The sequence below is a fragment of the Streptomyces sp. SJL17-4 genome (assembly GCF_036826855.1).
Taxonomy (GTDB): domain Bacteria; phylum Actinomycetota; class Actinomycetes; order Streptomycetales; family Streptomycetaceae; genus Streptomyces.
Map to the genome: position 1 here is coordinate 1,950,148 of NZ_CP104578.1, position 20,871 is coordinate 1,971,018.

Genomic DNA, 20,871 nt, shown 5'->3' on the forward strand with positions numbered 1-20,871 from the left:
GCGGTGCGCTCCGCCTCCCGTCATTCGCAGACCGGGCACAGCGTGATGCCCTTCGTGGAATCCGGGTACTCGGTCGGCTCCTGGCACAGCACACAGTCGGCGAAGGGGCCCTCGGCCGCCGCTTCGGGCTTCGGGCCGGGCTCCGGGGTGGCGCAGTACGACGTGGACTCGGTGGACTCGGTCATGTCGTTCATGTCTTCGAGCGTACTCACTCCAGGCGGGCCGTGGCCCCGCTCGCGAGGACCGCGCACGCCGCCGCGAGGAGCACGGCGCCGCCGCAGGCGAGCCACGGCGGGTCGGCGGTCACCGTGCGGGCGCCGGTGATCAGGGCCGTCATCGCGTGCTTCGCCGGTGAGCCGGTGGTCACCAGGGCGAGCAGCGAGCCCAGGACCAGGGCCGCGACGGACCAGCCGGGGGCCCGGACGAAGGGGCGCGAGGCCAGCGCGCCGACGGCGGCGCCCGTCAGGGCACAGGCCAGCGCGGCCAGGAGCCCCGTGGTCACCGCGGCGGGCGCGGTGACACCCCGCCGGTCGCCGGTCGCCGTCACCGCGAGGACCGCGACCGCGCCGACGAGCGCGGGCAGCACGGTCCCGGTGACGAGCGCCGCGAGATGCGCGCGGCCCCGGCCGGCCGTCGCCGCGACGACGTTCCGGGCCGCGGACGGCTCCTGCGTGACGCAGATCCGTACGGTCCAGGCGGTCACGGGGAGCAGCGCGGCGGCCGTGAAGCCGAGCGCGCCGAGGACCGGCTCACCGGCGTTGACGCCGACGCCGAGGAAGGCCGCGTACAGGAGGAGCGGTGCGAGCCAGCGCTGCGAGCGGAGCAGCAGGCCGGTCTGGTAGCGCAGGAGCGCCGTCATACGCGTACGCCTTCGGAGCCGAGGTGGTGGATGTGCCAGGAGGCGGCGAGGAGCGCGCTCAGCAGGGCGTCGGAGTGGGCGGCGTCGACGGTGAGGACGGTGGTCCCGTCGCCGTCGGGTCCGGGTGCGACGGCGGGGTGACCGGGAAGCCGCTCCGGGGGCGGGAGGGCACGCGGGCCGCCGGAGACGATGATCCGCACACGCGGCAGCGTCCCGGGGCTCGCGCCGATCGGCCCGGCGCCCACGCCGAGGTGACCGGCGCCGCCCGCATGGACCGGCCGGGCGCCCGCGCCGACGGGACCGACGCCCACGCCGAGGGGACCGGCACCCGCATGGACCGGCCCCGAGCCCACGCCGATCGCGTCGGCGCCCACGCCCACCGGCCCGACGCCCACGCCGACGGGACCCGCGCCCGGCCTGACCGGGTTCTCGGCCTCCCTGACCCGTCCCTCCCGCACCTCGTACACCGCGGACGGCTCCCCCTCCAGCCGGCGCGGGTCGTGGTCGACGAAGACGACGGTTCCGCCGGCCGCCCGGCGTGAGCGGACCGCCGCGTCCAGTTCCGCACGCGCGCCCGTGTCGAGGCCGGTCCAGGCCTCGTCGAGGACGAGGAGGGACGGGTCGGCGAGAAGGGCCTGGGCCACGGCGACCTTCTGGCTCGTGCCCTTGGAGAGCTCCGCCATGGGCGTACGGGCGTGCTCGCCCGCGCCGAAGCGATCGAGCCACTCCCCCGCCCGGGTCCGCGCCACCGCCGTGCCAAGACCCTGGACGCGCCCCAGGTGGACCAGATAGTCGGTGGCCGTGAAGGGCAGCGCGACCGGGAAGCGTTCGGGGACGTACGCCGTGCGGGGCGGGCGGTCCGTGACCCGGCCCGCGGTGGGCGCGTCGACCCCGGCGACGAGCCGGAGCAGCGTCGACTTCCCGGTGCCGTTCGTGCCGACGACCCGGACGAGGGCCCCGGCGGGCAGGTCGAGGTCCACCTCGCGGAGGATCCACGCCCCCCGGAGGCCGTGCCGGCGCCCGACGCGCTCCAGCCTCAACCGGAGGACTTCTGCGGGGTCAGCTCGCTGGGCCGGACGACCACGAAGCCCTGGCCCTCCAGCTTCAGCTGCACCGCCTCGCCCGAGCCGCCGCGGATCATCGAGCCGACGGACTGCGAGCGGTGGAGCGAGGTGTGCAGCTGCTCGCTCCAGCCGACGACGGCGTCGGTGTCGACGAAGACCGGGGCCTGCGGGGTGACGGGGATGACGATCGGGGTGCCCTCGCACATGAGGGCGACCTTGCCGTATCCGGAGAAGACGGAGTTGAAGAGGCCGCCGCCGGTCATGCCGGCGCCCTTCACGGTCTTGATCTCGTAGTGGAGGGTGGCGTCGAAGCAGAGCACGTTGCGGCCGTTGACCGAGAACGCGTCGCCCTGCTCGATCTCGACGATGAAACAGTTCTGCGCCTCGTGCGCGAACCACGCCTCGCCCCGGCCGCGCACGGCCATCAGCGCCAGCCCCTCGCCGGTGACGGCCCGCTTGAGCAGGCCGCCGATGCCCTGGCCCTTGCGCTCGAACTGGAGGTCGCCGCGGAAGGCGATCATCGATCCCTGACGCGCGTGCATCTCGCCGTTGACGGTGTACTTGACCGACTTCGCGTTCTGGAGGGTCATCCCCGGAAAGTCCGCGGTCTCGGCGAGGTGTTCGCCGGTGAAAAGATCACTCTTCATGAGGGGCATCTTGACCCGGAAGCGCTCATTCCCACAAGAATCGCTCGTGACGGCAGTGGCAGAATTGCCCGGTGAGCAGCAACGAGACCGATCTTCGCGATGAGAAGCCCCAGTTCGTCCTGCCGTTGGTCGTACGGATCGAACGGGACGCGCCGCCGTCCCGTACCGACGCCCTGGAGACCGCCGCACGCGCCGTCCTGGAGATCCTCACCGACGACCGCTCGCTCGGCGAGGGCGAGTGGGCGCAGGCCATGACCGACTGGCAGGACGCCAGGATCCGCAAGGTGGTGCGCCGGGCGCGCGGCGCGGAGTGGCGGCGCGCGGGCGCGCTCCCGGGGATCACGGTCGAGGGCCTGGAGGCGGAGGTACGGGTCTTCCCGCCGGTCCCGCTCGACGGCTGGCCCAAGGAGCTGGCGAAGCTCCAGGTGTCGGGCACGGACCTGGACGACCCGGTGGCGCCGGGACCCGTTCCGGACGGGGCGGTGGTGCTGTGGATCAACCCGGAGCTCGACATGTCGGCGGGCAAGACGATGGCCCAGGCCGGGCACGGGGCGCAGCTGCTGTGGTGGGCGATGGGGGATGCCGACCGGAAGGCCTGGCACGAGGCGGGCTTCCCGCTCGCGGTCCGCACCGCGTCGGCCGCGGAGTGGCCCGCCCTGACGGCGAGCGGTCTCCCGCTGGTCCGGGACGCGGGGTTCACGGAGATCGCCCCCGGCCCCACCGTCGTGTCCGAGGGAAGCCCCCTCTTCGCCTCGCACCTCCGGCTGTCCCGGGCCTGACGGCCGGTCCGTAGGGTGCGGGCATGACGATCTTGGCCGACGAGAGCAGCCGCCACCTCCGCCCGTTCCGTATCGACGTCCCCCAGGAAGAGCTGGACGACCTCCACGAGCGCCTGGACCGGACCCGCTGGCCCGACGAGCTGCCCGGGGTGGGGTGGGCGTACGGCATCCCCCGCGGATACCTCCAGGAGCTCGTGCGCCACTGGCGGCACACGTACGACTGGCGGGCGGCGGAGGCCCGGCTGAACCGGTGGCCGCAGTTCACCACCACGATCGACGGGGCCGACGTCCACTTCGCCCACATCCGGTCGCCGGAGCCCGACGCGACCCCGCTGATCATGACGCACGGCTGGCCGGGTTCGATCGTCGAGTTCACCGAGGTCGTGGGCCCCCTCACCGACCCACGGGCGCACGGCGGCGACCCCGCCGACGCCTTCCACCTGGTGCTGCCGAGCATCCCCGGATTCGGACGCGAGGTCGTGGGCCCCCTCACCGACCCACGGGCGCACGGCGGCGACCCCGCCGACGCCTTCCACCTGGTGCTGCCGAGCATCCCCGGATTCGGACTCTCCGGCCCCACCCGGGAGACCGGCTGGGAGTTCAAGCGGGTCGCCGCCGCGTTCGCCGAGCTGATGGAGCGCCTTGGCTACGAGCGGTACGGGGTGCAGGGCGGCGACTGGGGGGCGGTGATCTCCCGGGAGCTCGGCCGGACCCTGCCCGACCGCGTCATCGGTGTGCACCTGAACCTGCTGCCGAACTCGGCCGTGACGGAGGAACCCCACACGGACGAGCTCGACGCGCTGGACCCCGCCGAACGTGCGCGCACCCTTGCCTCCTGGCAGCGGATGCGGGAGTGGAGCCGGGACCGCCAGGGCTACGCCGACATCCAGTCCACCCGGCCGCAGACCCTCGCGTACGGCCTGACCGACTCGCCGGTCGGCCAGCTGGCGTGGATCGCCGAGAAGTTCAAGGAGTGGACCGACTCCGACACGTGTCCCGAGGACGCCGTCGACCGCGACCTGATGCTCACCAACGTGATGCTGTACTGGCTGACCGGCACCGCCGGCTCCTCCGCCCGCATCTACTACGAGCGTGCGCACGCCGCGTACTGGGGGACGCCCCCGGAGCCCTCCGACACACCGACCGCGCTGGCCGACTTCGCGCACGACAACTTCATCCCCGTACGGCACATCGCCGAGCGGACCAACAGGATCGTGCAGTGGACGACGTACGACCGGGGCGGGCACTTCGCGGCCATGGAGCAGCCGGAGCTGCTCGTCGGGGACGTACGGAGGTTCTTCCGGAGCTTCCGGAGGGCCTCCCCCCGTTCGGCGTGACCGAAATGGAACCTCAAATCAAGCTCTGAACGTGCCCCTCCGTGGATTCGAACCCTGCCGCCGGGGCCATCAGGTGGGTGACTGAGGACCGAAGGAGGGGGACATGACGGAACTCGGCATCGGCATCGGCTGGCGTCCCGAGATCGCTGACGCGGTGGAGGGCCTGTCCGGCATCGACTGGGTGGAGGTCGTCGCGGAGAACATCTGCGCCGACCATCTGCCCGACTCCCTGACCCGGCTGCGCGAGCGCGGCGTCACCGTCGTGCCGCACGGCGTCTCGCTGGGGCTCGGGGGCGCGGACCGCCCCGACCCGGCGCGGCTCGCCGCGCTCGGCGAGAAGGCGGTGGCGCTCGGGGCGCCGCTGGTCACGGAACACATCGCGTTCGTACGGGCCGGGGGGCCGCTCACCGCGACCCCGCAGCTCGAAGCGGGCCATCTGCTTCCCGTGCCCAGGACCTGGGACGCGCTCGACGTGCTCTGCGAGAACGTACGGATCGCGCAGGACGCGCTGCCCGTGCCGCTCGCCCTGGAGAACATCGCGGCGCTCGTCTCGTGGCCGGGCGAGGAGATGTCGGAGGGACGCTTCCTGGCGGAGCTGGTGGAGCGTACGGGGGTACGGCTCCTCATCGACGTCGCCAATCTGCACACCAACCACGTCAACCGGGGCGAGGACCCGGCGCGGGCCCTGTCGGAGCTGCCGGTGGAGGCGATCGCCTACGTGCACGTGGCGGGGGGTGTCGAGCGGGACGGGGTCTGGCACGACACGCACGCGCATCCCGTGCCGGGGGCGGTGCTGGACGTGCTGGCGGATCTCGCGTCCCGGGTGACGCCGCCGGGGGTGCTGCTGGAGCGGGACGACGACTTTCCTCCCGGGGAGGAGTTGGGCGACGAGCTCCGCGCCATCCGGGCGACCCTGACCGGGGCTTCCCGAGTGGCGCGCAGTGGAGCGGGGCACGGGGTGAGGGCACCGCGTGGTGGGACGGGGACTGTGCCCACGGCGGCGGCGCAGCCGTTGCTCATCGGGGCCGGTGCCCGGGTCTCGGGTGGGCCGATGCCCGGCGTGGTCCCCGCGACACCCGCCCCCACGGCACCCGTCGCCCCGACACCCGTCGCCACCGGGCCCGCTCCCCGCGAGGGTGCTCGGCAGCGCGTCGCCGTCGCTCAGGCCGCCCTGCTGTCCGCGCTCGTCGCCGGGACTCCCGTGCCCGAGGGGTTCGACAGCCGGCGGCTCGGCGTACAGAGCCGGGCGCTCGCGGCCAAGCGGGCCGGGGTCGTCGCGAAGGTCGCACCGGAGCTCCCCGAGATCCTGGGCAAGGGCTACCGGCCCGCGTTCCTCGCGTACGCCAGATCCCGGCCCATGACCGGCGGCTACCGCCGGGACGCGCTCGACTTCGCCGAGCATCTCCTTGTCGCGGGGCGGCCGGAGGACCCGGCGGCCCGGCGGCGGCTCACGGAGTGGTGGCAGGACCGTTCCGGCAGCCGCCCGCCGGGCCGCGCCACCCGGCTCGTCCGGGCCGCCCGGCACGCACTGGTACGGAAGTGAGGTGTTCGTGAACGTCCTGGCCGCGCTCTACTACCTCGCCGGCATCGCCGGCATCACGCTGCTCGTGAGCCGGGTCGTCCGGACCCGAGGCGGACCGGGCGGACCGGTCCACGACCGGTACGAGGCCGCCTTCCTCAACGGCGGCCCCGCCAGGGTCGTCGACTCCGCCCTGTCCGCCCTCCAGGCGGACGGCAGGCTGGCGATCGGCGGCCCCGGCATCGTGGCCGTCGTCCGCCCCGTGGCGTACGACCCGGTGGAGCGCGCCGTGCTCCAGGCGCACGCCGCCGCACCGCACGGGGCCCTGCACCACCTTCGGCTCGCCGTCATGCGGCACCCGGCGGTCCAGGAGATCGGCGACGGGCTCGCGGCGCGCGGGCTCGTCGTCGACCCGGCGACCCGGCGCACCACGGGCCGGTGGTGCGGCGTGCTCGCCGTCACGGCGTTCGTGCTCTTCCCGGTGTCGATCGTCCTCACGGTCGTGGACTTCGCCGCCACCGTGGACACCGACTCCGGGATGCCGGTCCCGTTCATCTTCAAGGTGGTGCCGATCCTGCTCGCCGCGCTGGTCACCGCCATCGTCTGCGGGTCGCTCACCGGCCGGCAGATCACCCCGGCCGGGCGGCGCGCGGTCTTCGCGTTCGGGCGGGCGCACGCCCATCTCGCGGACGCGGGCCTGCTGGTGGCCCTGCACGGGCTGCGGGCGCTGCCCGATCCGGTGCTGCGGGAGCAGTTGGTGGCCGCCGCCCGGATCTACGGGCCGCCACGGCGGCGCGGACGGGGCGGCCGGCGTCCCCTGCCGCAGTACCAGTACGGCACCTCGGGCGCGGAGGACGCCTTCGCGGCGGCCACGGTGTGGTGCGCGGGGACCAGTGCCTGTGGCGGCGGAGGTGGCGGAAGCTGGGGCGGAGGCGGGGGCGGAAGCTCCTGCTCCGGCGGGGGCTCCGGGTCGTCGTGCTCGTCCGGGGCCTGCTCCGGGGGCGGCTCCAGCTGTGGCGGGGGTGGGGGCGGCGGAAGCTCGTGCTCGAGTTCAAGCTCCAGCTCGTGCTCCAGCTCCAGTTCCAGCGGGAGTTCGTGCTCCAGCTCCAGCAGCTGACCGCCCGTTCGTGTGGCGGCTGAGAGCGGGAAGACCCCGGAAATGACGCCGGTGCGGCGCGCGTCATGCGCGCCGCACCCGGAGCCGGACCCGGTGTCGCTGGAGCGGCAGGCATGGTCACGCCTGCCGTCTGATCTTCCGGGTCGAGGGGTGGCGCGCCCGACCGGGAGCCGGGCCACCACCAGGTTTTCGTACGGCCGTCAGGCCAGGCCCGCCACCAGGTCGGCGACGCTCTTGCGGCGACCGGTGTAGAACGGGACCTCTTCGCGGACGTGCATCCGCGCCTCGGAGGCGCGCAGGTGACGCATGAGGTCCACGATGCGGTGCAGCTCGTCGGCCTCGAAGGCGAGGAGCCACTCGTAGTCGCCGAGGGAGAAGGAGGCGACCGTGTTGGCGCGGACGTCCGGGTAGCCACGGGCCATCTTGCCGTGGTCGGCGAGCATCCGGCGGCGGTCCTCGTCCGGCAGCAGGTACCAGTCGTAGGAGCGCACGAAGGGGTAGACCGAGACGTAGTCGCGCGGGTTCTCGTCGGCCAGGAAGGCCGGGATGTGCGACTTGTTGAACTCGGCGGGGCGGTGCAGCGCCATGTTCGACCAGACCGGCTCCAGGGCGCGGCCCAGGCGGGTGCGGCGGAAGAGGTTGTACGCCTCCTGGAGCTCGTCGCTCGTCTCGGCGTGCCACCAGATCATCACATCGGCGTCGGCGCGCAGACCGGACAGGTCGTACGTGCCACGGATGGTGATGTCCTTGGCCGCGAGCTGGTCGAACAGCTCCTGGACCTCGTCGGCGTAGCCGCCGCGGTCCTCGGGGAGAACGTCGCGCAGCTTGAAGACAGACCACAGGGTGTAGCGGATGACCTCGTTGAGGTCCTTCGCCTTCTTACCGGCGTTCGGGATCTTTTCGGGCGCACTCATACGCCTATTCTCGCCCGTCACAGGGAGTGCCCCGCACCGGGGTCGGTCCTTTTCGACGTGGCGATGATCTCGTCGGCCGCTCGATGGGCGGAGGCGATGCAGGCGGGGATGCCGACACCGTCGTACGCGGCGCCCGCGACACGCAGTCCGGGAAGGGCGGCGACGGCCTCGCGGACCCTCGCCACCCGGTCGAGGTGGCCGACCGGGTACTGCGGCAGACCGCCGATCCAGCGGGTGACCGTGGTCGCGACGGGCCGGGCGGCGAGCCCGGTGGCGGCGGCGAGGTCCTTGAGGGAGGCCGCGACGAGGTCGGCGTCCTCGCGGTGGACCTGGTCCTCCTCGCCGTGCCGGCCGACGGAGGTGCGCAGGACGAACAGGTCGGGGGCGCCGTCGGCGGCCCACTGCCACTTCTGCGAGGAGAAGGTGGAGGCCTTGATCGTGTGGCCGTCGACGGGCGGCACGAGGAACCCGGAGCCGGCGAGAACGGGCATGTCGGAGCGGCGGAAGGCCAGCGTGACCAGGGCCATGGAGGCGTACGCGACGGCGTCGAGCTCGGCGGAGGCGGTGGGCGCGTGCGGGGCGAGGAGCGCGGCGGTCGGCCCGGCGGGGGTCGCGAGGACGACCGCGTCGGCGGCGAGGACCCGGTCGCCGCTGACGACCTGCCAGCCGGTGGCCCCGGTGCGGCGGAGCCCGGTCACGGGGGCGTCGGTGAGGATCTCGCCGCCCGCGGCGCGGATCGCGTCGGCGACGGCACCGGGCAGGGTGCCGACGCCGCCGTCGACGCCGAGGAAGACGGAGCCGCCGAGACCGGTGGCGGCGCCCGCCGCGTCGGCGGGGACGGCCGCTCCGGCCCGCTGGACGGCGCGGACGGCGGCGGTGAGCGTCGGGTGGCTGCGGGCGGCCTCGAAGAGCGCGGGGACGGCGGCCTTCATCGAGATGCGGTAGGCGTCACCGGCGTACACCCCGCCGAGGAGGGGTTCCACGAGCCGGTCGACGACCTCGTGGCCCATGCGGGCGGCGACGTACGCGCCGATGGCGATGTCGTCGCCGATCCCGGTCGGGGGCAGTTCGGCGTCGAGGCCGATCCGGCGCACGCCCTCCGCGGAGAGCAGGCCCTCGACGGCGTGGGCGTCGCCGGGGACACCCATGACGTGGCCCTTGGGCATGGGGACGAGTTCGCCCCGGGACCAGACGGACGCGGTGGTCGTGCCCGGGGCCTGGAGCCGGTCGCCCAGGCCGACGGCCCGGGCGAGGGCGACCGCCTCGGGGCGGCGGGCGAGCAGCGACTCGGCACCGAGGTCCACGGGGGCGCCCGCGATCTCCCCGGCGAGCAGCTTGCCGCCGAGCCGCCGTCCCGCTTCGAGGAGGGTCACCCGGTGGCCTGCGACGGCCAGCCGGTGGGCGGCGGCGAGTCCGGCGATACCGCCTCCGGCGACGACGACATGGGGTCCCGTGGTGTCCGCGTTCATGGGACCACTCTCTCAAATCGCCCCTCGGCTCCCGCTCCGAGGCTCCCTCTCCCGCCCGCGCCCGTTCCGAGGCCGGACCGTGACCGCATCGCTACCGCCGGAGGGCAACCCGTGCCGGGGGCTCGTACGTCGAACGGGCAACACCTACACCCCTGGGGGGACTCGATGCGGAGCTCACGTACGACGGCGAGAACACGGGCGGCGGCGGGCGCGGTCCTGCTCACGGCCGCGCTGGTCCTGACGGGCTGCGGGGCCGGCGACAGGGACGCGGGCGGCAAGCGGGACCTCGGCGCGGCCGCTGACGCCAAGGGGGGCGGCACGGCGGCGCGGGGCGCCACCGACGGCTACGCCGGATCGGGTGCCGAGAAGGCCCCGTCGGCGTCCTCGAAGGCCCCCGCGCAGCAGCACGTCATCCGCACCGCCTCTCTCTCGGTGGAGGTCGGTGATGTGACGAAGGCCCTCGCCACGGCCCGTACGGTGACGGCGGGCGCGGGCGGGCACGTCGAGAACGAGGCGACGGAGCGGGTCGAGGGGTACGTCACCTCCCGCATCGTGCTGCGGGTGCCGCAGGAGCGGTACGACGCCGTCCTCACCGATCTCGCGGGGACGGGGAAGCTGCTGGCCCGGAAGGCGGACGCGAAGGACGTCACCGGCCAGGTCGTGGACGTGGAGAGCCGGATCGCCACCCAGCGGGCGAGCGTGGCGCGGGTGCGGGCGCTGATGGACCGGGCGGAGCGGCTGACCGACGTGGTGACGCTGGAGGGCGAGTTGAGCCGGCGTCAGGCGGACCTGGAGGCGCTGCTCGCCCAGCAGTCCTCGCTGAAGGACCAAACCTCGCTGGCGACGATCACCCTGCAGCTCAGCGAGAAGAAGGCTCCGCCGGCCGAGGAGCGCGAGGAGGGCCGGCCCGGCTTCCTCGACGCCCTCGCCGGCGGCTGGAACGCCCTGGTGGGCGTGGTGACCTGGGTCGTGATCGTCCTGGCGGCGCTCGCCCCGTGGCTCGCGGTCGCCCTGATCGTCTTCGTCGTCTGGTACCGCCTGATCCGCCCGCGCGTCACCCGCCGGGCCGCCGCCGCGCCCGCGACGGTGCCGGTACCGCGCCCCGGGGAGGCCGGTCCGGAGCGGAACGCCGCCGGGGCGGTGACCTCTCCGGCGCCTCCGGAGGCGCCCGAGAAGTAGCGTCGAGAAGTAGCGTCCGGGAATGGGCGTCGGAGAAGTAGCGTCGTCCCATGAGCGAACGACTGGTGGTCATCGGTGGCGACGCGGCGGGGATGTCCGCCGCGTCGCAGGCGCGCAGGCTCAAGGGGCCGGAGGAGCTGGAGATCGTCGCGCTCGAGCGCGGTCACTTCTCCTCGTACTCGGCCTGTGGCATCCCGTACTGGGTCGGCGGTGACGTCGCCTCGCGCGACGAGCTGATCGCGCGCTCCCCCGAGGAGCACCGGGCGCGCGCCATCGACCTGCGGATGCGGACGGAGGTGACGTCGATCGACGTGCCCGGCCGGCGGGTCCTCGCACGGGACCTGGACACGGGTACGGAGACCTGGACGGACTTCGACAAGCTGGTGGTCGCGACGGGCGCCCGGCCCAAGCGGCCGGCGCTGCCCGGGATCGACGCGCCCGGGGTGCACGGGGTGCAGACCCTGGACGACGGGCAGGCGCTGCTCGACTCCCTGGACGCGACGCCGGGTCGGCGGGCGGTCGTGGTCGGCGCGGGCTACATCGGCGTGGAGATGGCCGAGGCGCTCCTCAACCGGGGCTACGAGGTGACGGTCCTGCACCGGGGCGAGCAGCCGATGGCGACCCTGGATCCGGACATGGGCCGGCTGGTGCACCGGGCGATGGACGGTCTGGGGATCACGACGGTCGCCTCGGCGGAGGTCACGAAGATCCTCACCGGTGATGACGGGCGGGTCAGGGCGGTGGCGACGGACGAGGCCGAGTATCCGGCGGACGTGGTCGTCCTGGGCATGGGTGTGGTGCCGGAGACCTCCCTCGCCCGCGCGGCGGGGCTGCCCCTGGGGACCCACGGCGGACTGCTCACCGATCTGGCGATGCGGGTCCGGGGCCACGAGAACATCTGGGCGGGCGGTGACTGTGTGGAGGTCATGGACCTGGTCTCGGGCCGCGAGCGGTACGTACCGCTGGGGACGCACGCGAACAAGCACGGCCAGGTCATCGGGTCCAACGTCGGCGGCGACTACGCGACGTTCCCGGGGGTCGTGGGCACGGCCGTGTCGAAGGTGTGCGACCTGGAGCTCGCCCGGACCGGCCTGCGGGAGAAGGACGCGCGGGCGGTGGGGCTGCGGTACGTGGCGGTGACCGTGGAGTCGACGAGCCGGGCCGGGTACTACCCGGGGGCCGCGGCGATGACGGTGAAGATGCTGGCCGAGCGGCGCACGGGCCGTCTGCTCGGGGTGCAGATCGTGGGCCGGGAGGGCGCGGGGAAGCGGGTGGACATCGCGGCCGTGGCGCTGACGGCGGGGATGACGGTGGAGGCGATGACGGCCCTGGATCTGGGGTACGCGCCGCCGTTCTCGCCGGTGTGGGACCCGGTCCTGATCGCGGCCCGCAAGGCGACGGCGGCTGTTCGGGCGGCGATGTGACCCGACCGGACCAGCACGCATGGTGACGGTTTGCGGACCATTCTTCACCATGTGTGACTGATCACATGATCCGACACGCCGCGCGAGCGCTCTGCGCCGCCACCCTCGTCATCGCCCCGCTCGCTCTGAGCACCCCCGCCCACGCCGTGACCACGTGCACGGTCAACGGCGCCCCCCGCACCGGCACGACCATCAACGGAACGGCCGGTCCCGACTACATCCGCTGTGCGACCGTCAACGCCGGCGACACGGTCAACGGCCTGGGTGGTGACGACTACATCGTCGTCACCACCGGCAACCTCAACGGCACCGTCGCCGGCGGCGCGGGCCGCGACTACATCCTGGTCCAGTCCGGCGTCGTCAACGGCATCGCCGGCGGCGGCGGGGACGGCGACTACATCGCGGTCAACAACACCGTCGCGCCGATGGGCTCGGTCTTCGGCGACTCGGGCAACGACTTCCTGCGCGTCGGCGTCAACAACGGTGTCGTGAACGCCGGCCTCGGCCTCGACGTGTGCCGGGTGGGATCCGGCAACCCGCCCGTCGGCTGCGAGGCCTGACAGCCGCGACCGTCCCTGTGCGCCGCCGGGTGGTACCGGCGGCGCGCAGTCGCGCGCGACCTGTGATCAGACGGCCGTCCGCGTGTGGACGTACTCGACGAGCCGGGACAGCGCGTCCGGGTCCATCGACGGCATGACGCCGTGGCCCAGGTTGAAGACATGGCCTTCGAGGTTCTTCGCGGCGGCCAGGACCTCGTCCGTCTTGGCCTCGACGACCTCGCGCCCGGCGAACAGCACGGCCGGGTCCAGGTTGCCCTGGAGCGCCTTGCCGGGGCCGACGCGGCGGGCCGCCTCGTCGAGCGGGACGCGCCAGTCGACGCCGACGACGTCCGCGCCGGCCTCCCCCATGAGGCCGAGGAGCTCGCCCGTACCGACGCCGAAGTGGATGCGCGGGACGCCGTACCCGGCGACCGCGTCGAAGACCTTCACGGAGGCCGGCATCACCGAGCGGCGGTAGTCGGCCGGGGCGAGGGCGCCGACCCAGGAGTCGAAGAGCTGGACGGCGGAGGCGCCGGCCTCGATCTGGACCTTGAGGAAGGCCGAGGTGATCTCGGCGAGGCGGTCGAGCAGGTCGGCCCACAGCTGCGGGTCGCCGTACATCATCGCCTTGGTGCGCTCGTGGCTGCGCGACGGGCCGCCCTCGACGAGGTAGCTCGCGAGGGTGAACGGCGCGCCCGCGAAGCCGATGAGCGGGGTGTCGCCCAGCTCCTCGGTGAGCATCCCGATGGCCTCGGTGACGTAGTGGACGTCCTCGGGGGTCAGGTCGCGCAGCCGGTCCAGGTCGGCGCGGGTCCGGATCGGGTCGGCGACGACCGGGCCGACGCCGGGCTTGATGTCGAGGTCGAGGCCGATGGCCTTGAGGGGGACGACGATGTCGCTGAAGTAGATCGCGGCGTCGACCTTGTGGCGGCGGACCGGCTGGAGGGTGATCTCGGTGACCAGCTCGGGCCGCATGCAGGACTCGAGCATCGGGATGCCCTCGCGCACCTTCAGGTACTCGGGGAGCGAGCGCCCGGCCTGCCGCATGAACCACACGGGGGTGTGCGGCACGGGTTCACGCCGGCATGCCTTGAGGAACGCGGAGTCGTACGTCCGCGACTGCTTCGTCTGCTGGCCCGTGGGGCGTTCGTTGGCACTCACGACCAGAATCTTCGCATGTGGCGGGAAGCCGCTCGTCCGGGCAGGGTGTCCCTCCCTGCACGGAGGCCCCGTTCCGCCTACTCTTCCCCGCATGGCTGCGGCTCAGGGACATTTTTCCGATCATTCCGACGGTGATCGAGGGACGGACGAAACGGCGGACAGTACGGAGGCGAACCCGGTTCCACCCGCGTTCCGGCGGGCGGTGGAGGCGTTGCGCTCGGCGCGGCTGCGACCCGAGATCGAGATCGACCCGACGAGGCCCCCGCAGCGCCTCGCCCCGTACGCGTACGCGGTGGAGGCGGCCGTCGTGGACGGCGAGGAGGACCTCGCGGACGGGCGGCTCGTGCTGCTGCACGATCCGGACGGCCACGAGGCCTGGAAGGGCACCTTCCGGCTCGTGACGCTGGTCCGGGCGGAGCTGGAGCCGGAGATGGCGGCGGATCCGCTGCTGCCCGAGGTGTGCTGGTCCTGGCTGACCGGGGCCATGGAGGCCCGGGGGCTCCCGTACGGGGAGGCGAGCGGGACGGTCACGATGGCGGGCTCGCACTACTTCGGTGGTCTCGCGGACCGCAGGCCGGCGACGCAGATCGAGATCCGGGCGTCCTGGACGCCGCGGGAGGGTCTGGGAGGGGTGCCGGACACCGGGGCGCATCTGGCGGCCTGGTGCGATCTGCTCTGCCAGATCGCGGGGCTGCCGCCCGCGCCGACGGAGCCGGCGACGGGGGCGGCGGGGACGGTGTCGGGTGCGGGGATCGTCTCGCTGCCCCAGCGGCGGGGGCCGCAGCAGGTCTGAGGGGTGGGATCAAGCCAACCTTCGGAGTGTCCGAACGACGGCTCCGGTACTCCCTCTCAGGGGTGACGTGAGGGGGCCCGCTCGTAGGATGATCGATCATGCGTCCGAATTGCCCTAATTGTTACTCACCAAATCGTGATCTTTCCCTAAAGGCGGGCGGCCCAGCTGCCGAAGGAGTCAGTGACCCCTTCACAGCACGGGTTCGCCCCCGGCTTCTTCCCCGAGCCGGCTCCGTCCCGCACCCTTCCCCCCAGGAGGCCTGGTGTCCGTTCTCCTCGAGCAGCCCGCAAGCCTGGTCGCCTACCGCCCGAACAAGCCGACGGCCATGGTCGTCGTGGCCGACCCGCGCGTCCGCTCCACCGTGACCCGCCACCTGTGGGCCCTCGGAGTACGCGACGTGATCGAGGCTTCTTCCATCGCGGAGGCACGTCCCCGCGTCGGCAACCCGCGCGACATCTGCGTTGCCGACGTCCACCTGCCCGACGGCAGCGGCCTGACCCTGCTGTCCGAGACCCGCGCCGCGGGCTGGCCCAACGGCCTCGCCCTCTCGGCGGCGGACGACATCGGTGCCGTGCGCAACGCCCTGGCGGGCGGCGTGAAGGGCTATGTCGTCACCGGCACCCGTACCAACATCGGCCACCCGACCCGACCCGGCGCGGCCCCCATCGGCGCCGCGGCCGCGCGGCTCGGCCACCGCCGCCCCCCGGGTGCCCCGAGCCACCCGGGCGGCTACCGCGAGCTCTCCGGCCGTGAGGTCGAGGTGCTCCGGCTCGTCGCGGAGGGCCAGTCGAACAAGGCGATCGGCGTCTCCATGGGCCTCTCGGCCCTCACCGTGAAGAGCCACCTCGCCCGGATCGCCCGCAAGCTGGGCACCGGCGACCGCGCCGGCATGGTCGCCGTGGCCCTGCGGACGGGGATCATCCACTGACGGAGCGCTCGACGAGAAGCCGGCGCCTGTCGACGGAACGTTCCGTCGACAGGCGCTTGCCGTTCACCGATACCCTTGACAGGTGACCGACGCCCAAGAGACCGCAGCAGACACAGCACTGCGCACCACCGGGGGCGGCCCCCCGGACGACGATGTCCCTGCGAATGGGCTTCCGATCCCGTTGCTGGAGCCCCGCGAGGGGATTCCGCCCGTCGTCGAGACGGAGGACGCCCTCGCCGAGGTGATCGCCGCCTTCGCGGCCGCCCGCGGCCCCGTCGCCGTGGACGCCGAGCGCGCCTCCGGCTACCGCTACGGCCAGCGCGCCTATCTCGTCCAGCTCCGCCGCGAGGGCGCGGGGACCGCGCTCATCGACCCGGTGGGCTGCCCCGACCTCTCGGGGCTCGGCGAGGCGCTCGCCGGGACCGAGTGGATCCTCCACGCCGCGACCCAGGACCTTCCGTGCCTGCGCGACATAGGCATGCTCCCGACCTCGCTGTTCGACACCGAGCTCGCCGGGCGGCTCGCGGGCTTCCCGCGCGTCGGCCTCGGCGCGATGGTCGAGTCCGTCCTCGGCTACGCCCTGGAGAAGGGCCACTCCGCCGTCGACTGGTCCACCAGGCCGCTGCCCGAGCCCTGGCTGCGGTACGCGGCCCTCGACGTGGAACTCCTCGTCGACCTCCGGGACGCGCTGGAGAAGGAGCTCGACCGGCAGGGCAAGCTGGACTGGGCGCACCAGGAGTTCGACGCGATCGCCTCGGCCCCGCCCGCCCCGCCGCGCAAGGACCCGTGGCGGCGGACCTCCGGCATGCACAAGGTGCGGCGCCGTCGCCAGATGGCGGTCGTACGGGAGCTGTGGACGGCCCGTGACGCGGTCGCCCAGCGGCGGGACGTCTCCCCCGGCAAGGTGCTGAGCGACGCCGCGATCGTGGAGGCGTCGCTCGCGGTGCCGGTGAACCTGGCCGCGCTCACGGCGCTGCCCGGTTTCGGGCACCGGATGGGCCGCCGTCAGCTGGAGCAGTGGCAGGCGGCCGTGGACCGCGCCCGCTCCCTGCCCGAGAGCGAGCTGCCCCAGCCCGGCCAGCAGGTGGCCGGCCCGCCCCCGCCGCGCGCCTGGGCGGACAAGGACCCGGTCGCGGCGGCCCGTCTGTCGGCGGCGCGCGCGGCGGTCTCGGCCCTCGCGGAGGAGCTGAACCTGCCGCAGGAGAACCTGATCACCCCGGACACGGTGCGCCGGGTCTGCTGGGAGCCGCCGACGCCGGCCGACGCCTCGGGCGTGGCCGCCGCTCTGGCGGGGTACGGCGCCCGGCAGTGGCAGGTCGAGCTGGTGACCCCGCTGCTGGTGAAGGCGCTGACGGTGACCGCGTAACACCTGTCCGTAGAGCCCCCGGCGCCTTCGAGGCGCCGGGGGCTCCGCCGTCCTACGGGACCGGGCTGAGGTTGCCGTCGGTGTCCATGTCGAAGACGCCCTGGGTCGAGACCCCATCGCGTGTTGAGGAACGTCGGGAAGCCGGGGTGGTGTGCTGGAGGTCGAAGCCCGGAAGCACCGGGGTGCTCCGGCCGTGCAGCATGAGAACGGCCTTGCGTTCCGGGAGATGGGGCCCTCCGATCGGCCGGGCGCGCGCGGGGGCGCGCAACCACCCGGGCGGCATCCTCGATGTGACCTTCACCGCTTAGCCCTCAGGGGCTGGGCAGCCCGGTTACCCGCAAGTAGCATGGGGGAAGCAAGCGCACGCTTAGGCGTGTGCGGCAGCAGCAGTGCCATCCCGCACCCTGGAGGAGAGCCATCGTGCCTCGTAGCGTCAGGGACGTCGTCTTCGTCGACGGCGTCCGCACCCCGTTCGGCAAGGCGGGCCCGAAGGGCATCTACCACGAGACCCGCGCCGACGACCTCGTCGTCAAGGCCATCCGGGAGCTGCTGCGCCGCAACCCCGGTCTCGACCCCGCGCAGATCGACGAGGTCGCCATCGCCGCGACCACGCAGATCGGTGACCAGGGTCTGACGCTCGGCCGCACGGCGGGCATCCTCGCCGGGCTGCCGCAGTCGGTGCCGGGCTACTCCATCGACCGCATGTGTGCCGGTGCGCTCACGGCCGTCACGAGCGTCGCCGGTTCGATCGCCTTCGGCGCGTACGACGCCGTCATCGCCGGTGGTGTCGAGCACATGGGCCGCCACCCCATGGGTGAGGGCGTCGACCCGAACCCGCGCTTCGTGAGCGAGAAGCTGGTCGACGAGTCCGCCCTGTTCATGGGCATGACCGCCGAGAACCTGCACGACCGCTACCCGAGCATCACCAAGCAGCGCGCCGACGAGTACGCCGTGCGCTCGCAGGAGAAGGCCGCCAAGGCGTACGCCGACGGCAAGATCCAGCAGGACCTGGTGCCGATCTCGGTCCGCCGTACCGACGCCTCCACCGGTGAGACCGGCTGGGGCCTGGTCACCGCCGACGAGCCGATGCGTCCGGGCACCACCCTGGAGTCGCTGGCCAACCTGAAGACGCCGTTCCGCGTCCACGGAAACGTCACCGCGGGCAACGCGGCCGGTCTCAACGACGGTGCCACCGCCTCGATCATCGCCTCCGAGGACTTCGCCCGCGAGAACGACCTCCCGGTGAAGATGCGCCTCGTCTCGTACGCCTTCGCCGGCGTCGAGCCCGAGGTCATGGGCTACGGCCCGATCCCCGCGACCGAGAAGGCCCTCGCGAAGGCCGGTCTGTCCATCGAGGACATCGACCTCTTCGAGATCAACGAGGCCTTCGCGGTCCAGGTCCTCGCCTTCCTGGAGCACTACGGCATCGCCGACGACGACGCCCGCGTCAACCAGTACGGCGGCGCCATCGCCTACGGTCACCCGCTCGCCTCCTCCGGCGTCCGTCTCATGACGCAGCTGGCCCGCCAGTTCGAGGAGAACCCGCAGGTCCGCTACGGCCTCAACACGATGTGCGTCGGCTTCGGCATGGGCGCCACGGTCATCTGGGAAAACCCCCACTGGGAGGGCAAGTGAGCACCACCGCCGAGCTTCTGAAGGGCGCCGCGGAGCTCTTCCCGGACGAGGTCGTCACCAGCGCCCACGTCCGTCACTTCGAACTGCCCGCCGGTGTCGGTCGGTTCGCGCTGATCACGCTGGACAACGGCTTCGACCACACCAAGCCGACCACCTTCGGCCCGCAGTCGCTCGCCAACCTGAACACGGCGATCGACCAGGTCGAGGCGGAGGCCGCGAACGGTGAGATCGTCGGCGTCGGCATCACCGGCAAGCCGTTCATCTTCGCCGTCGGCGCCGACCTCAAGGGCGTCGAGCTGCTGAAGAAGCACGACGAGGCGCTCGCCATCGGCAAGGGCGGCCACGACGTCTTCAAGCGGCTTTCCGCGCTCGCCGTCCCGACCTTCGCGTACTACAACGGCGCGGCCATGGGCGGCGGCGTCGAGGTCGGTCTGCACTGCACCTACCGCACCGTGTCGAAGGCCCTGCCGGCCTTCTCGCTGCCCGAGGTCTTCCTCGGCCTGGTGCCCGGCTGGGGCGGCTGCGCGATCCTGCCGAACCTGATCGGCGCCGAGAAGGCCGTCTCGGTCATCATCGAGAACTCGCTGAACCAGAACCGTCAGCTCAAGGGCAAGCAGGTCTTCGAGCTCGGCATCGCCGACGCGCTGTTCGAGGGTGCCGACTTCCTGGAGCAGTCGCTCATCTGGACCGCGTCCGTCCTGAACGGCTCCGTGACCGTCGAGCGTCCCGCGATCGACCGCGGCGAGGCCTGGGACCAGGCCGTCGCCAAGGGCCGCGCCATCGCCGACTCCAAGGTCCACGGTGCCGCCCCGGCCGCCTACCGCGCCCTCGAGATCATCGAGGCCGCCAAGGACGGCGACCTGCAGAAGGGCTTCGACGCCGAGGACCAGGCCCTCGCGGACCTGATCATGGGCGGCGAGCTGCGCTCCGGCATCTACGCCTTCAACCTGGTGCAGAAGCGCGGCAAGCGCCCCGCCGGCGCCCCGGACAAGTCGCTGGCCCGCCCGGTCACCAAGGTCGGCGTCGTCGGCGCCGGTCTGATGGCGTCCCAGCTGGCCCTGCTCTTCCTGCGCCGTCTTGAGGTGCCGGTCGTCCTGACCGACATCGACCAGGAGCGCGTCGACAAGGGTGTGGGCTACGTCCACGCCGAGATCGAGAAGCTGCTCGGCAAGGGCCGCATCAACCAGGACAAGGCCAACCGTCTCAAGGGCCTCGTCTCCGGTGTCCTGGACAAGGCGGCCGGCTTCGCGGACGCGGACTTCATCATCGAGGCCGTGTTCGAGGAGATGTCCGTCAAGCAGAAGGTGTTCGCGGAGGTCGAGGCGGTCGCCCCGGCGCACGCGATCCTCGCCACCAACACCTCCTCGCTGTCCGTCTCGGAGATGGCCTCCAAGCTCCAGCACCCGGAGCGCGTGGTCGGCTTCCACTTCTTCAACCCGGTCGCGATCCTCCCGCTCCTGGAGATCGTCCGCGGCGAGCAGACGGACGACGCCTCGCTGGCCACCGCGTTCGGTGTCGCCAAGAAGCTGAAGAAGACCGCGGTCCTCACCAAGGACGCCCCGGCGTTCGTCGTGAACCGCATCCTGACCCGCTTCATGGGCGAGATCCAGAACGTCATCGACGAGGGCACGTCGGTCGAGACCGCCGAGAAGGCGATCGAGCCCCTGGGCCTGCCGATGTCGCCGCTGGTCCTCCTGGAGCTCGTCGGCCCGGCCATCGGTCTGCACGTCTCCGAGACCCTGAACCGCGCCTTCCCGGAGCGCTTCACCGTCTCGCCGAACCTCAAGCGCGTCGTCGAGGCCGGCAAGCGCGGCTTCTACGTCTACAACGCCGAGAACGGCTTCAAGCCGGAGCTCGACCCGGAGGTCGCCGCCCTCCTCGTCCAGGGCGACTCCGTCCTGACCGAGGAGCAGGTCCGCGACCGCGTCCTGGACGCGGTGGCGCAGGAGATCGGCCTGATGCTGGAGGAGGGTGTCGTCGCCGAGGCGCAGGACATCGACCTCTGCCTGATCACCGGTGCGGGCTGGCCCTTCCACCTGGGCGGCATCACGCCGTACCTGGACCGTGAGGGCGTCTCCGAGCGCGTCAACGGCAAGCGGTTCCTCGCGCAGGGCGTGGCGAGCGTCCCGGCGTAACACCCG

At 72.9% G+C, this 20,871-nt stretch carries 19 protein-coding genes; 12 read left to right on the top strand and 7 right to left on the bottom strand.

Annotated elements, in window-relative coordinates:
• Positions 1 to 20: 20 nt before the first annotated feature.
• From N5875_RS08620 to N5875_RS08635, 4 genes are read right to left on the bottom strand one after another with little or no spacing between them, the layout of a single operon-like run.
• The gene (locus tag N5875_RS08620) at positions 21 to 194 is read right to left on the bottom strand and encodes a hypothetical protein (protein ID WP_338499390.1); all 174 of its coding nucleotides are present in this window, start codon (positions 192 to 194) and stop codon (positions 21 to 23) included.
• Positions 195 to 208: 14 nt separating this feature from the next.
• Positions 209 to 859: an ABC transporter gene (locus N5875_RS08625; protein WP_318212080.1), complete on the bottom strand. Its 651-nt coding sequence runs from the start codon at positions 857 to 859 to the stop codon at positions 209 to 211.
• On the bottom strand, positions 856 to 1,851 hold the full coding sequence (locus N5875_RS08630) for an ATP-binding cassette domain-containing protein (protein WP_338499120.1): 996 nt from the start codon (positions 1,849 to 1,851) through the stop codon (positions 856 to 858). Before N5875_RS08630 ends, N5875_RS08625 begins: the two co-directional genes overlap by 4 nt.
• A 44-nt stretch (positions 1,852 to 1,895) precedes the next feature.
• Positions 1,896 to 2,570, bottom strand: a complete 675-nt coding sequence (locus N5875_RS08635; protein WP_318212082.1) for an AIM24 family protein — start codon at positions 2,568 to 2,570, stop codon at positions 1,896 to 1,898.
• 71 nt (positions 2,571 to 2,641) lie between these two features.
• Here N5875_RS08635 and N5875_RS08640 point away from each other — a divergent pair, with 71 nt between their 5' ends.
• The 4 genes from N5875_RS08640 (at position 2,642) to N5875_RS08655 (ending at position 7,322) form a co-directional block, all read left to right on the top strand.
• Positions 2,642 to 3,349 (top strand): peptidyl-tRNA hydrolase, encoded by a 708-nt coding sequence (locus tag N5875_RS08640; protein ID WP_318212083.1) that lies wholly within the window; start codon positions 2,642 to 2,644, stop codon positions 3,347 to 3,349.
• A 23-nt stretch (positions 3,350 to 3,372) separates the two neighbouring features.
• A complete protein-coding gene (locus tag N5875_RS08645) occupies positions 3,373 to 4,686 on the top strand; it encodes an epoxide hydrolase family protein (protein WP_338492704.1) in 1,314 nt (437 codons plus the stop codon).
• A gap of 103 nt (positions 4,687 to 4,789) precedes the next feature.
• Positions 4,790 to 6,229: a DUF692 family multinuclear iron-containing protein gene (locus N5875_RS08650; RefSeq protein ID WP_338492707.1), complete on the top strand. Its 1,440-nt coding sequence runs from the start codon at positions 4,790 to 4,792 to the stop codon at positions 6,227 to 6,229.
• A 1-nt stretch (position 6,230) separates the two neighbouring features.
• Positions 6,231 to 7,322 (top strand): TIGR04222 domain-containing membrane protein, encoded by a 1,092-nt coding sequence (locus N5875_RS08655; protein WP_338492709.1) that lies wholly within the window; start codon positions 6,231 to 6,233, stop codon positions 7,320 to 7,322.
• Between the two features lie 200 nt (positions 7,323 to 7,522).
• Here N5875_RS08655 and hemQ read toward each other — a convergent pair whose 3' ends face one another.
• Both hemQ and hemG read right to left on the bottom strand, forming a co-directional pair.
• Positions 7,523 to 8,236: a hydrogen peroxide-dependent heme synthase gene (gene hemQ, locus N5875_RS08660; protein WP_189835811.1), complete on the bottom strand. Its 714-nt coding sequence runs from the start codon at positions 8,234 to 8,236 to the stop codon at positions 7,523 to 7,525.
• A 17-nt stretch (positions 8,237 to 8,253) separates the two neighbouring features.
• Complete coding sequence (hemG, locus tag N5875_RS08665; RefSeq protein WP_318212087.1) at positions 8,254 to 9,705, bottom strand: protoporphyrinogen oxidase; 1,452 nt, start codon at positions 9,703 to 9,705, stop codon at positions 8,254 to 8,256.
• A 165-nt stretch (positions 9,706 to 9,870) separates the two neighbouring features.
• On the opposite strand from hemG, the gene N5875_RS08670 reads away from it, so the two are divergent.
• The 3 genes from N5875_RS08670 to N5875_RS08680 all read left to right on the top strand — a co-directional run bounded on the left by N5875_RS08670 (position 9,871) and on the right by N5875_RS08680 (position 12,868).
• On the top strand, positions 9,871 to 10,884 hold the full coding sequence (locus tag N5875_RS08670) for a DUF4349 domain-containing protein (protein WP_338492722.1): 1,014 nt from the start codon (positions 9,871 to 9,873) through the stop codon (positions 10,882 to 10,884).
• A 50-nt stretch (positions 10,885 to 10,934) separates the two neighbouring features.
• On the top strand, positions 10,935 to 12,308 hold the full coding sequence (locus N5875_RS08675; RefSeq protein WP_338492725.1) for an FAD-dependent oxidoreductase: 1,374 nt from the start codon (positions 10,935 to 10,937) through the stop codon (positions 12,306 to 12,308).
• Positions 12,309 to 12,373: 65 nt separating this feature from the next.
• Positions 12,374 to 12,868 (top strand): hypothetical protein, encoded by a 495-nt coding sequence (locus tag N5875_RS08680; RefSeq protein WP_318212090.1) that lies wholly within the window; start codon positions 12,374 to 12,376, stop codon positions 12,866 to 12,868.
• Between the two features lie 66 nt (positions 12,869 to 12,934).
• Here the strand turns inward: N5875_RS08680 and hemE are convergent, their stop codons facing one another.
• Positions 12,935 to 14,008, bottom strand: coding sequence for a uroporphyrinogen decarboxylase (gene hemE / locus N5875_RS08685; RefSeq protein WP_318212091.1), 1,074 nt, complete (start codon positions 14,006 to 14,008; stop codon positions 12,935 to 12,937).
• A gap of 91 nt (positions 14,009 to 14,099) precedes the next feature.
• Between hemE and N5875_RS08690 the strand changes: the two genes are divergently transcribed.
• The 5 genes from N5875_RS08690 (at position 14,100) to N5875_RS08710 (ending at position 20,865) form a co-directional block, all read left to right on the top strand.
• Complete coding sequence (locus tag N5875_RS08690; RefSeq protein ID WP_318212092.1) at positions 14,100 to 14,801, top strand: DUF3000 domain-containing protein; 702 nt, start codon at positions 14,100 to 14,102, stop codon at positions 14,799 to 14,801.
• 262 nt (positions 14,802 to 15,063) lie between these two features.
• Complete coding sequence (locus tag N5875_RS08695) at positions 15,064 to 15,729, top strand: response regulator transcription factor (protein WP_015037008.1); 666 nt, start codon at positions 15,064 to 15,066, stop codon at positions 15,727 to 15,729.
• 82 nt (positions 15,730 to 15,811) lie between these two features.
• Positions 15,812 to 17,095 (top strand): ribonuclease D, encoded by a 1,284-nt coding sequence (locus N5875_RS08700; RefSeq protein WP_338492751.1) that lies wholly within the window; start codon positions 15,812 to 15,814, stop codon positions 17,093 to 17,095.
• Positions 17,096 to 17,515: 420 nt separating this feature from the next.
• Positions 17,516 to 18,730, top strand: a complete 1,215-nt coding sequence (locus tag N5875_RS08705; RefSeq protein ID WP_318212094.1) for an acetyl-CoA C-acyltransferase — start codon at positions 17,516 to 17,518, stop codon at positions 18,728 to 18,730.
• Positions 18,727 to 20,865, top strand: coding sequence for a 3-hydroxyacyl-CoA dehydrogenase NAD-binding domain-containing protein (locus tag N5875_RS08710; RefSeq protein ID WP_318212095.1), 2,139 nt, complete (start codon positions 18,727 to 18,729; stop codon positions 20,863 to 20,865). The genes N5875_RS08705 and N5875_RS08710 overlap by 4 nt, the downstream gene beginning before the upstream one ends.
• Positions 20,866 to 20,871 lie beyond the last annotated feature (6 nt).

Excerpts from the sequence above, each read along its gene's own strand:
- N5875_RS08690 (WP_318212092.1), top strand. The coding sequence starts at position 14,100 with ATGGCTGCGGCTCAGGGACATTTTTCCGATCATTCCGACGGTGATCGA.
- N5875_RS08645 (WP_338492704.1), top strand. The coding sequence starts at position 3,373 with ATGACGATCTTGGCCGACGAGAGCAGCCGCCACCTCCGCCCGTTCCGT.
- hemG (WP_318212087.1), bottom strand. The coding sequence starts at position 9,705 with ATGAACGCGGACACCACGGGACCCCATGTCGTCGTCGCCGGAGGCGGT.
- N5875_RS08670 (WP_338492722.1), top strand. The coding sequence starts at position 9,871 with ATGCGGAGCTCACGTACGACGGCGAGAACACGGGCGGCGGCGGGCGCG.
- N5875_RS08620 (WP_338499390.1), bottom strand. The coding sequence starts at position 194 with ATGAACGACATGACCGAGTCCACCGAGTCCACGTCGTACTGCGCCACC.
- N5875_RS08635 (WP_318212082.1), bottom strand. The coding sequence starts at position 2,570 with ATGAAGAGTGATCTTTTCACCGGCGAACACCTCGCCGAGACCGCGGAC.
- N5875_RS08675 (WP_338492725.1), top strand. The coding sequence starts at position 10,935 with ATGAGCGAACGACTGGTGGTCATCGGTGGCGACGCGGCGGGGATGTCC.
- N5875_RS08625 (WP_318212080.1), bottom strand. The coding sequence starts at position 859 with ATGACGGCGCTCCTGCGCTACCAGACCGGCCTGCTGCTCCGCTCGCAG.
- hemQ (WP_189835811.1), bottom strand. The coding sequence starts at position 8,236 with ATGAGTGCGCCCGAAAAGATCCCGAACGCCGGTAAGAAGGCGAAGGAC.
- N5875_RS08650 (WP_338492707.1), top strand. The coding sequence starts at position 4,790 with ATGACGGAACTCGGCATCGGCATCGGCTGGCGTCCCGAGATCGCTGAC.
- N5875_RS08680 (WP_318212090.1), top strand. The coding sequence starts at position 12,374 with ATGATCCGACACGCCGCGCGAGCGCTCTGCGCCGCCACCCTCGTCATC.